Below are 12352 nucleotides of genomic sequence, written 5' to 3'. Positions count from 1 at the left end.
CAAACCCCTTGACGCCAATGACCCGATCCCCGGCATCCCTCCTCATCGTCCTGCTTTTCGCTTCTCTCCTCTCCGGCGGGACCCTCCAGGCCACGGAACAGGGTCCGGCGGCGCCGAGGGTTGCTCCGCCCTGCCGGCCGCACACTGAGACGCTCTGCGGGGTGGAGGTCTCCGACCCGTTCCGCCCGCTTGAGGATTTCAGTGTTCCCGCTGTCGCGGAGTGGGTCCAGGAGCAGTCGGAGCATGCCCGCGCGGTGCTCGAAAGCATCCCCGGCAGAGGTAAACTGCTCCGGAAAATGGAGGAGTTCGACCTGAGGAGGAAGTCGAAGGCCTACAGTCTCTCCATCACCGACAACGACCGTTACTTCTACCTCAAGGAAACGCCCGGCGATGAAACCGGCAAACTCTACCTGCGGGAGGGGTTCAAAGGCAGGGAAACCCTGCTCTTCGACCCCGGCACCCTCGACCGCGAAAAAGGCACGCGCCATGTCATCAGCCACATCTCCCCTTCCGACGACGGGTTGAGGGTAGCCGTATCGGTATCGGCCAACGGCTCGGAAGATGACCGCATCCTCATCATGGACGTCGACCGTAAACAGCTCTACCCTGAAATCATCGACCGCTGCCGGTTCGCCTCTCCCTCATGGACGGAGGACGGCACCGCATTCATCTACAACAGGCTGCGGCCCCTTACCCGCCCGGGCCAGAACCCGCAGTACGACAGTCAGGTATTCCTGCACCGGGCCGGTACCGACCCGAAGGAGGATATCGAGATATTTTCAGCCGAAAAGTACCCCGAGCTGCAGATTGCAGGCTCCGAGATTCCCGGCGTCACCTATGACCGCGAGAGCGGGCGCCTCTTCGCCTTCGTCTCCAGCGTCGAGCGGCGCCTCCGGGTCTACACCGCCCCTTCGGCCGGCCTGCTGGCCCCGAAGATCGACTGGAAGCCGCTGATCCGCCCCGAAGACGAGATCCATGATTTTGCAACCACAGCGACTGAGCTGTACGTGTTCACGCCGAAAAACGCTCCCCGTTTCAGGATCCTGAAAACCCCGCTCGAGCGGCCGGACTTCAGCAACGCTGAAACCGTCGTCGGGGAAGACCCCGACGCGCTCCTCACATCCTTCAGCCTTACCCGTGACGCCCTCTACTTCACCCGATCCCGCCACGGCGTCGAAGCGACGATGTACCGGCTCGAGCACGCGACCGGCAAAGTCGCCCCGCTCACCCTCCCCTTCAGGGCCGGCTCGGCCTACATCTCCTCGAAAGGCCCGAGGTTCAGGGACATCTGGGTAACCATCGCCGGCTGGAGCAGCGACTACCGCCGCTACCGCTACCTGCCCGAAACCGGAACATACCGCAAAGAAACCATCTCTTCCTCGGCGGAGTACCCCGAGTACCGGAACATGGTGGTGGAAGAGGTGATGGTGCCGTCCCACGACGGCACCATGGTACCCCTCTCCCTCGTCTACCGCAAGGGGCTCAAACGGAATGGAGAGAACCCTGTGCTGCTTTACGGATACGGCGCCTACGGCAAATCGATCTCGCCGTTCTTCAGCCCCTCCACGCTGCTCTGGACCACACGGGGCGGAATCTTCGCCATCGCCCATGTGCGCGGCGGCGGGGAGCTTGGCGACCGGTGGCATGTGGAGGGCATGAAGGAGAAGAAACCCAACACCTGGAAAGACGCCATCGCCTCGGCGGAGTACCTCGTACGGAACGGGTACACGAAACCGGGAAAAATCGTCCTCAACGGTGCGAGTGCGGGGGGAATCATGGTGGGGATGGCGATGGCGGAGCGGCCGGAGCTGTTCGGGGCAGTCATTCCACAGGTCGGAGCCATGAACCCGCTGCGCGGGGAAAAGACTCCGAACGGACCGGTGAACGTACCGGAGTTCGGAACGGTGCACAAGGAGGATGAATGCCGCGCCCTCATTGCCATGGACCCCTACCTGAACATACAGGATGGCACCGCCTATCCTGCCGCACTCGTGACCACCGGCCTGAACGACCCGAGGGTCAGCGCCTGGCAGCCGGCGAAGTTCGCGGCACGGCTCCAGCAGGCGACGACGTCAGCAAAACCGGTGCTCTTTTTCGCTGACAGGAAAGCCGGGCACGGGATGGGCAACACCAAATCAAAAACGTTCGAGTCGCTGGCCGACGTGCTCTCCTTCGGGCTCTGGCAGACGGGCGACAGCAACTTTCAGCCGGAACATTGAGCGGATCGGCCTTCAGGCAAACTCGGCAAGTTCGGTCCAGCGGGCCATGTCCAGCTCAAGCTGCTTCTGCAGCAGCTCGAGCTCCCCGCTGAGCCGCTGCACGATGGCAAAGTCGCTGCCGGCTGCGGCAAGCTCCCCTGCAATCGCCTGCTGGCGCTCTTCAGCTGCCGCGATCGCCTGTTCAAGCCGCTCCAGCTCCTTTTTCTCCTTCCCGCTGAGTTTGCGCTGGGTCGGTGCCTGCACAGGGGCGGCGTTCTGGCGCACCGGCTCTTTTTTCTGTGAGGGTTTCTCACGGGAGGCCCTCTCCCCCGCCTTCATTTCCAGGTAGACGGTGTAGTTGCCGGGGTAGCGGCGGATGGTGCCGCCTTCCTCCCAGGCGAAGATGTCTTCCACCGTCCGGTCGAGGAAGTAGCGGTCGTGGCTCACCACGACAAGGCACCCCTCGTAGGTGTCGAGGTAGTCCTCGAGCACCCGGAGTGTCGGAATGTCGAGATCGTTGGTCGGCTCATCAAGCAGCAGCACGTTCGGAGTCTCCATCAGGAGATGCAGCAGGTAGAGGCGGCGGCGTTCGCCGCCCGAGAGGGTACCGATCGTGTTGTACTGCTGGGATCCGGAGAACAGGAAGCGCTCGAGCATTTTGGCTGCAGAGACCACCGTGCCGTCTTTGGTCTTTATCTGCTCGGCATCCTCGCGGATGAAGTCGATCACGCGTTTCGATTCGTCGAGGTTGCGGCTCTCCTGGTCGTAGTAGCCGATCCGGACCGTCTTGCCGATGTCGATATGGCCGCTGTCGGGCTGGATGCGGCCGGCGATCATTTCAAAGAGGGTGGTTTTGCCCGATCCGTTCGGACCGATGATGCCGATGCGGTCACCCTTGCGGATTCGGTACTCGAAATCACGCAGAAGGGTTTTCTCTCCGTATGCTTTCGAGACATCATGGAACTCGACGATCTTGTCGCCGAGACGATCGGAACCGAAGTCGATCGAGAGCGCCTGGTCCTTCTCCTTTGGTGGAGCATAGACCAGCCCTTCGGCCCGCTGCATGCGGGCTTTCTGTTTCGTGGTGCGGGCCTTGCAGCCTCCGCGCATCCATTCCAGCTCCTGCTTCACGAGCGCCTGGCGCTTGCGCTCGTCTCGCACGGCCTGCTCCTCCTCCACTGCCTTCTGCTGCAGGTAGCTTGAATACCCGCCCGTATAGGTGGAAACCGTTCCTTTATCGACTTCAATCATGCGCATCGCCACACGGTCCAGGAAGTACCGGTCGTGGGTGATGAGGATTACGGCGCCCTGGTATCGTTTGATGTACTGCTCGAGCCATTCGACGCTGTCTGCATCGAGATGGTTGGTCGGTTCATCGAGGATGAGGGCGTCGCTCGGCACGACAAGCGCATGGGCGAGGGCAACTCGCTTGCGCTGGCCGCCCGACAGGGTGCCCATTCTGGCCGTAAGGTCATACAGACCGAGACGCCCCAATACCGCCTTGGCGTTCGACTCGAGCTCCCAGCCGCCGGCGACGTCGATCTCATGGGCCAGTTCGCTCATGGTGTCGATGAGCGAAGGGTCCTCGCTGTGGAGATGCTCGAGCTTTTCACAGACAAGTTCGTACTGGAGAATGAGGTCCATCACCCGGTCGCTGGAGCGCAGCACCGCCTCGAGCACCGTGTCCTGCGGATCGAAGGGCGAGTCCTGGGGGAGGAAGGAGATCTTCTTTTTGTTGGCCACCATAAGCCGCCCCTTGTCGGGCTGCTCCACCCCTGCCAGAATCCGCAGCAGCGTGCTCTTGCCGCTCCCGTTTGCCCCGATGATGCCGACCTTGTCGCCGTCGTCGATGCCGAACGACACGTCCGAAAACAGATGCTTCAGCCCGTACTGCTTTTTGAGCCCCTCAACCGTCAGTAAAACCATATGTACCTTCTCTTCCCTGTAAGTGAATCGAATGCCGCATGTCCGGGAAGCGCGGATGTCGCGCCCGGCGGCGTCCCGATATATCGCCCCAATATAGACAATGCATCGGGTTTTGCACCCTCCGCAATACGCTTGAAGCGAAGTCTGGGTGAGGGGAGGTTTCGTGATCGGTTTTTTTTGATTACAATAAAAAAAGGGGCCGCGGCCCCCGATCAATCATATCCGAACCCGACCCCTTCAGATGGCTTGTATCGACGACACCCTCGCCTGGGCTGAGATCCCCGTACCCGAAACCATCCGCCGTATGGAACAGCACCAGCAGGAAGCTGTCGCCCTCTGGACACGCTCAGTGGTTGATGCCAAAACGGAAGGGTTCGATGAGCTGTACCAGGCCATCAGCATGATCGTAAAGTACATCCCGCACTTCGTCGTCATCCCGCTGATGGTCGAGCACATACGGCCGAAGATAGCTGCCGGCGTCTGCCTCAAGATGGGCGTGGAGCAGGCAACCGGCTATGCCAACGACCTCCCCCCGGAGTACTTCACCGAGGTTTCGCGCCATATCGACCCGCCCATCCTGGCCGAAATCCTCGGCAGGATGAAAAAGCACCATGCAGAGAAGTTCATCATCTCGGAACTCCGCCACCACCTCGCCCGCATGCTCCAGATCGCCGAGCACCTCGACGACAGGATGCTTGAAACGGTAGCAAGGCACGTCACCCTCCCCGAGCACCAGGACGACCTCCTGAAACACCCCCACACGAGCCTCTTCAGCCGCATCCGCACAATGCAGAAATAAAAAAGGCGGGAACCCCGTTTCCTGAAGTCCCGCCCTTATCGGCCATCAGCGCATACGCTATCCTAAATCAATCGAGACACACAATACAGTCGCTGATAGTACCCATTCAGCTGACAGCAAGGCCCGTTTTCATACCAATTCGCGTAAGGCTATGCCTATTATCTGACGCTCAGACGGTCGGCCTCGTCCTGACGGTCATCAATTATCCGTTCAAGCAGGAAAATGCCCCCCAGACCCGAAACAATCCCAAAGAAATCTGCCAGGATGTCAAGCAGGCTTGCAACATGATCCGGGATGAACAGCTGGAACAGTTCTATACCGCAGCCGTAAGCAAGGAGAAGCAGGAACAGTCGAACCCGTGAGGTCTCCCAAAATAGACAAAAAAGAAACGCAAGCGTACTGAATGCGATAAAATGCTCAATCTTATCCACCCAATTGAAGGTGGCAACCGGTGGATGAGCACCGGGAAATAAGGCAATAAATGTAACTGCGACCCAAACTGATATTGTGAAATATCTGCCTGCCGGCAGGAAAAGCGTTTTCCATAGCGGAACTCTTATCATCAACGCATGCAAGGAGTTATTCATCTGTATGCCAACTTAACTACGAATACTGTTCACTCTCGCCCCTCTGCATGAAGGATATACTCAACAATCGGGGTCAGATCTTCAGGAAAGTAACGATGATCAACTGGTAAATGCAGCGTATTGGCCGCAAGGTATTTTTCCCATTCAAACCCGGCTGCGTCCCTATGGATGACATCCGGCCAGAGAACAGGAATAAAGAATCCCTTTCTATGCATTGATGTATGCGTGATTGGACGCGTTGGCAGATAAGGATAGGAAAATGGCACCTGTTCCCCCATATCGATTTCCAACTGATTTGAGGAACCCAGCCGGGAATGATAAAACCTGAAATTTTCTCTTCGAAGAGCTGCAACGGCAGGAAAATCAACACCGCGCAATAAACCTTCCGAGATCTCCGATATTTTAGCAACACGGCAATCCAAGGTATGCTCATAAGACTGAGATGCGGCAAAGGCTTCAACTCCCCGCCCAAGTCGGCGTAGCACACCGTGAGTCAAAGAGACGCCCCGGAACCGCTCGAGATCAACGGAAAGCGGCCGGGGAGAATAAAGAAATGCCCCATCAGGGACACCGAAATACTTGCGCGCTGAAGTAAATGACCAATAGCCCTGATGACCATAGGTAAAAAAGTTGTGGGTATCATCAATCAGCAGGGATCTACCGAAATGAGCTTTCAGTGTATTTGTGTGCCTCCTGCAAATGCCGAAGTAATCCGTCCAAAGAAAATACTCCCCTGCAGCCGGCTCAGGCAGATCAATGGGAAAGAGGTATTCATCCAAGCCATAATACCGGGTTTGTATACCAAGCGTCCTGAAAGGTTCAAGCGTCGCATCACAGGTATAAAACGGAACATATACGATCTTTGGCTCCAGTTCCTGAAGCATCAACGTCAAGCATCCCCTCCCCGTACTCAGTCCTAGAGCCCGTTCATGGGGCAGTGTCCCGCCATGAGGCAGCTCAAGCTCAAAAAAGCCTCCTATTCCATTCATACGCACTCATTATGAATATTAACCACCCTACAGCAGGGATCGACAGAAGCAAACCGCACACAACCCACCCTAATCAACCATACTGAAAGCCCCTAGGCGAACAACCGCTACTTGAGCGAGATGTCGCAGTGAGAACTTGCTGCTGTCGTAGGGAAGATCACAAAAAGGACAGGCGCCCATGTCCGCCAGATCACCTTCCAGTATGGCATTCCTGAGCCTTCTGTATTTTTCTCCGTTCCATATGTCAGAGAAATTCTCGGTGAAAAGATTCCCCAGAACATTTTTATGCCGCAGATCCCTGTCGCAGGAGATTACATCACCATTAGCAGCGATATGAATTGACGTCCATGGGTACGGGCACTCATTGTACTTTCTGTGCTCATGACTGCCGTTCACCTGACCTGTGACATAGGCTGTGACATCATGAAATTCCCGGGTCTTGAACCCCAGCCTCTTCGAATCAGGGAACAGCTGCTTCAAAGCCGCATACCGTGAGAGCAACTCCCTCCGATCAGTAATGACAAACGATGAAATATCGGTCATGACGATGGATACATGCGGAATATCAAGGCTTATCAGATCATGGACATTCTGGCGCACGACATCCCATGAACCTGTACCACCCCGATACCGCTCAAATAGGACCCTGTCGGAACAGAAGTCTATCGTGAAAAGATACCGGACGTCTTTGCCTGCGGCCGGCAGTGCGTTCACCCGTTCAGCGCTGGCATAATAACCGTTGGTCGCAAAAATAAAGGTATTCCACCCCTTGCTTATCGCGGCAGAGCAAATCTGATCGATCCGCCTGTTCATGAAGGGTTCTCCATCGATATTCAGATGTATGGCACTCGTAGTGACCCCCCCATCACGCAGTTTACCCAGAAGAAGCAGAACGTCATCCGGAGACATGGTTGCCGGACTTACCTCAAGAAAATGGTTCGGCTCAGCATGCGGACAGTAGCTGCACTTGAAATTGCACGTGTTGGTAATCTCCAGAAACACCTCTTCCGGAGGACAAAGCGCATCGACGCTTTTATTGATTTTCCAGCCGTACAACACTTTAGCCCAGCGCGCATATCTTTTCATAACAATACTCTAGCAGTTAAGGGTTGATGCATACACAGCGGGAGAAAACACACGATCCCAAAAAAGTCACACCTTAAATACTGCGCTTTGATTGAGCATCAGAGAAGTCGGGTGTACAGGCAGTCCATTTCATTGAACATGCGAGTCGAGCCAAACAGACTATTCGCTCTTGCCTTGCCGGCTTGACCCATACGCCTCAGCATTTCACGGTCAAGCGAAGAGACAGCATCAACAATTGCAGTCGGAGATTCAGGGGCCACAAGCCGGCCACATACGCCATCCTCAACAATGTCGACAAGCCCTCCGACTCTGCTGGCAATGACAGGCAGACCGGCACGCAACGCTTCTGCAGCCACGAGGCCAAAGCCTTCCCATCGTGAAGGCATCACAAGCAGATCAGCGGATTGATAATACGCCTGCACTTCGGCACGGCTCTTCCAGCCGACAAGGGTGACGTTGTCCGGGATTGCAGTCAGCGCCTCCCCGTTTACCACAGGAGCCCCTACCACATAGGCAAAGGCGAGGTTACCGAGCCGGCGCATCGCCTCAAGAAAAACATCAATGCCCTTCTGCCGGTCGAATCGGCCGACAAACAGCAGATGCAAGCGGTTATCCGGCCAGTTTATTGCGCCTTCATCCGCCTGTTGCAGATCATCGTCAATACCATTACATATGAGCTGGAGACGATCCCGACATATTCCAGCACCCATGGCGGCATCATGCTCACTATGTGAGATGCAGACAATGGCATCCGTTGCATATGAAAGTGCGTATTCGATACGGGCCGAGATAGCGTTGAGCATGCCGGCAGAGTCCCGGCAAAACGCCCATCCATGAGGACAGTAGACAACCTTCGGTTTATGATGGAGGAAGATCATGGGCGGGCGGACCGCCAGGCCGGCATATGAGGAGTGCAGATGCAGAATATGAGGTGAGAAATTGAACGTTTCCGCATACACCCGTCCGGCAAGCTCAATGGCGTTGGCCAGACGATGCTGCTTCTCCTGAAACCCGATTACCTGTGCAGCTGAAACCCGCTCAAGAAACCCAGCCTGCGAAGCCGGCACGACAACCCTAACGGACTCAGCCCCATAGTGACGGTTCTGCAGGCAGACAAGCTCATCTATATAGGATCCAATGCCCCCGATAACAGTTTCAGCTGCATGAAGGACGCGAATCGGTCCGGCATTTTCTTCAAATCCGTTGAGCCGCATTGCTTGAATATCAGGAATGGAGCGGCTCGGTTTTCGCGTCAATCAAAATGCGTGCAATCGCATACATTTTCTGTGCGGAACGGTTCCATGAAAACCTCCGGCTGTTCACAAAACCCTTCCTGACGAGTTCTTCCCTCAGTTGTTTTTGATCAAGAAGCATGTGGATTTTTCCTGCGATATCATCCACGCTGTATGGATCACAGTAAAGCACGCTGTCGGAACATATTTCAGGCAGGCTAGCTGCATTAGATGCAATAACCGGACAACCGCATGACTGGGCCTCAATGGGGGGGATGCCAAAACCTTCGTAAAATGAAGGAAAAACAAAACAGAGGGCATTCGAGTAGAGCGATATGAGTTCATCATCCGATACTCTTCCCTTGAACACAATGTCGGGATTGCCGTCAACCTCCGCCATGAGTACTGGATCTGCAAAAATCCGGTTGAAACCGCCGACAATGTAGAGCTTTACCTCAGCAGATTTCAGCCTGTTGAATGCCTGGATAAGAGAATGGAAGTTCTTCTGCCGGTTAATGGATGAAACTGCAAGAATGAAGCGCTCTGCAGGCAGGGCGCCTACATTCCGGAATTCGCCCCGAGCAGCGTTATGTACCACAAAAATGTCATCCGAACAGAGTTGGAAACGCTCAATCAGTTCGGCCTTTGAAAACTCGCTGACTGTGACAATGGCCCGGGCGGAACGAAGCAGACGTGGAACCATGAAGCGGTATAGCAGTCTGTACTGCAGTGAAAATGAGTCCGGATAGCGTTCATATGCGAGATCGTGTATGACAACGAGTGAATTGCCGTAGTACATCGGCGCTGAGTTGCCCATGTTGAGCAGAACAGGCGAGCCTTTTTTATGGAGATAGGCCGGCAGATCAAGCTGCTCCCAAAGATGTCCCGTATGGCTACCGATGACGTTCACATCAAGCTCATCAGCAAGATCGGGATGAAGAATCTGATCAGGAGCCAGACATGTTATGGAAGGATATTGCGATTTCAGCTCTCTGGTAATTTCCAGACTGTAACGCTGCACGCCAGTAATGTCCTTCGCCAGAAACCGGCAGTTGACGAACATCTCCGTACTCAGCATACTGGGGCTTCGCTGCTTTCAATCGGATCCATTCCGCTGATTCCCCGAACGATGATTCCAAGCAGTATACACCCCGGGACGGTTTCAATCACATCGATGGTAATGCCGACCATCATGATGAACAGACCGGCCGTTCCGATGGCCTCTTTCCAAGTATTCTCAGAAACAGCAAGCCCATATGCAGAGTATCCGAGCCACAGGAAAATTGCGATCCCGCCTGCAAAGCCAAACCAGCCGATAAGATAAAGCGGGAAACTGTCTGCCACATTCAAGTGTATCCGTGACATGGCGCCGCCGGCAATTTTGTTGGACGTACCGACAGCGCCAGCACCTTCGCCAAGGATGCCGTGCTCGATTGCTGCAACAAAATATGGCCAAGTCTGAGCTGTTCGGTCATTGAAAGAATAAAACAGCTGCTCGGAGAGATCACTATCCACCGGCAGTTCCTGATTGCCTTTCGGATAGGAAAGAGGAAGAACAACGGCAGCAGTCATTGCTGCGGCCACCAGTGACAAGCGGATTTTTGGTGCACGTCGAAGGATTCGGAAAATCAACACGACCACGGTGGCAGCAACCGCCGATTTGGTCGTAGTAACGGCCATGGATGCAAGGGTTGTAAGCATGATGGAAACACGAGCAAGGGACGAGCGGGAAAAAACCAGAAGCAAGAGGCCCAGAATGCCCGCATAAAATGCGGCAGTTGCTGAAATGCGGGTAAATCCGGCAGGCCGTTCCACACCAAACGTTGACCAGGACCGGCTCAGCTCAATGGTGGAACCGTAGATTTCAAACAGGCTCCCCTTCCATGGAAAATCAATGAAATAGTCAACCCAGATCCCGACACAGGTAATAATCCACAGCAAAAACACAAACCGGATGATGTTCTCGGTCAGCGTATCCCCGGAGGGCATGGTGATGAGCAGACCGAGAACGAATGGCATCAGCTGCAGGCCCATAAATGCGATTGCGCCATAAGCGACAGAATGCAGAATGCCGATACCAATGGAAAAGATGAGTATGTAATAGACCCAGAAAACCGGTTTATTCGCAAACGGATACCCGTTTGATGAATAAAATCCTGCAAACGGGAAAAAGGCGGCGATGACGACCAGCAACTTCGGCAAATACAAGGCAATCTCCAGATTATGCCGGGACGCGTAATACCGCAGTGCGCCCCCAAGCGCGTCAGTCATAAGAATGAGGCCGCCAAGCAGCAGGACAACTCGTACTTTCCAGTCGCCGCTGGAGAATGTGGTGGTTTCAGACAACGCCTGCATAGACATTTTCCCATTGCTTTGACCACCCATATCCATCAGAAAACGGGAGGGAACTCTTGACAATACCAGCCCGATGTAGCGGCCATGAATCAAGTCCTTCGGACATGCGCCTCATGGCTGAAGCCAGGCCATGAGGATCTCCAGGATTGAAAAGCAAGCCGTTGTACCCGTTCTGCAGCATCTCAGGAATGCCTCCTCTTTCCGATCCGATCACCGGCACGCCCATGCTCAGTGATTCAAGAACCACACCTGGGAAGGTGTCCTCCCAAAGGGAGGGGACAACGCATATATCAATCTTTTCAAAAAAATCCATCGGGCTGGAGTAGCCGGCGAATGAAATATTTTCGTTGCGATATCGTTTCTTCAATTCAGCCTCATAGCCGCTTCTTCCCGTTCCGGCAACAATCAGTCGCCATCCCGCCTCTGTGCACTGAGAAAAACTATCAAGAAGCATCTCGATGCCTTTTTGAGGCGCGAGTGTACCGATGAAACCAAACACACGACGTCCGCCAACGGCCCGCTCACGGGAATGATGAAAAGCGGCATCAAGGGTTCGGGCGTTATAAATGACCTGCCGGATGGGGGTATCACGGAAATAGCCGTATGAGAGAAGCTTATCGAGAATAAAGCGGCTGACGCCGACGACAGCACTCACCTGATTGGATTTTCCTGCATGCGGCAAACGCAGGGTGCGGCACCGGAGACATTGCTTCTGACAAGGTGAATGTCCATCAAACATTGTCGAAGTCGGGCAAAGCAGATACTGATCATGCAAAACCTGTACGATTGGAACGCCGCAATCGCTCAATGCATCCCATGCGCTTACTGACCATCCCGCAAGATTATGGCAGGACGAAACTTCGGGTTTTTCAGCATCAACGACAGTCCGGACATAGTCCTGCATCAGTGGATTATAGCAATCCAACAGATGCCATGCGGTTCGGCTCAATGGCGAAGGGGTCTTATTTCCGTGAGGGAAGTACAGATTGCGGATACCAGCTCTATAGACCTTTACCCCATCGACACGATCGATGCAGAGCCCGACATTATCCCCAATGCTGAGAACGGCCACCTGATGACCGAGACTCATCAATCCCCTCGTCAGCTTGTGAAGGGTTATCTCGGCTCCACCGCCAACGTATGGTTCATACAGGCCATTGATAAAAAGAATCCTCATTCC

At 54.9% G+C, this 12352-nt stretch carries 10 protein-coding genes; 2 read left to right on the top strand and 8 right to left on the bottom strand.

Annotated elements, in window-relative coordinates:
• The first annotated feature begins 17 nt into the window (after positions 1–17).
• Positions 18–2219, top strand: a complete 2202-nt coding sequence (locus PLUT_RS04095) for a prolyl oligopeptidase family serine peptidase (RefSeq protein WP_011357528.1) — start codon at positions 18–20, stop codon at positions 2217–2219.
• A gap of 12 nt (positions 2220–2231) precedes the next feature.
• On the opposite strand, the gene PLUT_RS04090 is transcribed toward PLUT_RS04095, so the two are convergent.
• Complete coding sequence (locus PLUT_RS04090) at positions 2232–4124, bottom strand: ABC-F family ATP-binding cassette domain-containing protein (protein ID WP_011357527.1); 1893 nt, start codon at positions 4122–4124, stop codon at positions 2232–2234.
• A 241-nt stretch (positions 4125–4365) separates the two neighbouring features.
• Between PLUT_RS04090 and PLUT_RS04085 the strand changes: the two genes are divergently transcribed.
• On the top strand, positions 4366–4923 hold the full coding sequence (locus tag PLUT_RS04085; protein WP_011357526.1) for a hypothetical protein: 558 nt from the start codon (positions 4366–4368) through the stop codon (positions 4921–4923).
• A 158-nt stretch (positions 4924–5081) separates the two neighbouring features.
• On the opposite strand, the gene PLUT_RS11080 is transcribed toward PLUT_RS04085, so the two are convergent.
• The 7 genes from PLUT_RS11080 to PLUT_RS11430 all read right to left on the bottom strand — a co-directional run bounded on the left by PLUT_RS11080 (position 5082) and on the right by PLUT_RS11430 (position 12349).
• Positions 5082–5510: a VanZ family protein gene (locus PLUT_RS11080; protein WP_011357525.1), complete on the bottom strand. Its 429-nt coding sequence runs from the start codon at positions 5508–5510 to the stop codon at positions 5082–5084.
• A gap of 29 nt (positions 5511–5539) precedes the next feature.
• Complete coding sequence (locus tag PLUT_RS04075) at positions 5540–6394, bottom strand: hypothetical protein (protein ID WP_162010063.1); 855 nt, start codon at positions 6392–6394, stop codon at positions 5540–5542.
• A 174-nt stretch (positions 6395–6568) separates the two neighbouring features.
• The gene (locus tag PLUT_RS04070) at positions 6569–7585 is read right to left on the bottom strand and encodes a radical SAM/SPASM domain-containing protein (protein ID WP_011357523.1); all 1017 of its coding nucleotides are present in this window, start codon (positions 7583–7585) and stop codon (positions 6569–6571) included.
• A 98-nt stretch (positions 7586–7683) separates the two neighbouring features.
• Positions 7684–8841: a glycosyltransferase gene (locus PLUT_RS04065; protein ID WP_157858135.1), complete on the bottom strand. Its 1158-nt coding sequence runs from the start codon at positions 8839–8841 to the stop codon at positions 7684–7686.
• Entirely contained in the window at positions 8810–9895 is a 1086-nt protein-coding gene (locus PLUT_RS04060; RefSeq protein ID WP_011357521.1) for a glycosyltransferase family 4 protein, read from the bottom strand. Before PLUT_RS04060 ends, PLUT_RS04065 begins: the two co-directional genes overlap by 32 nt.
• Positions 9889–11178 carry a hypothetical protein gene (locus PLUT_RS04055; RefSeq protein WP_157858134.1) on the bottom strand — a complete coding sequence of 430 codons (1290 nt, stop codon included), beginning with the start codon at positions 11176–11178 and terminating at the stop codon, positions 9889–9891. Before PLUT_RS04055 ends, PLUT_RS04060 begins: the two co-directional genes overlap by 7 nt.
• Positions 11156–12349 carry a glycosyltransferase family 4 protein gene (locus PLUT_RS11430; protein WP_011357519.1) on the bottom strand — a complete coding sequence of 398 codons (1194 nt, stop codon included), beginning with the start codon at positions 12347–12349 and terminating at the stop codon, positions 11156–11158. Before PLUT_RS11430 ends, PLUT_RS04055 begins: the two co-directional genes overlap by 23 nt.
• Between the last annotated feature and the right edge of the window lie 3 nt (positions 12350–12352).

The organism is Pelodictyon luteolum DSM 273 (genome assembly GCF_000012485.1).
GTDB lineage: Bacteria > Bacteroidota > Chlorobiia > Chlorobiales > Chlorobiaceae > Chlorobium > Chlorobium luteolum.
This window is presented reverse-complemented; position numbering and strand designations above follow the sequence as displayed.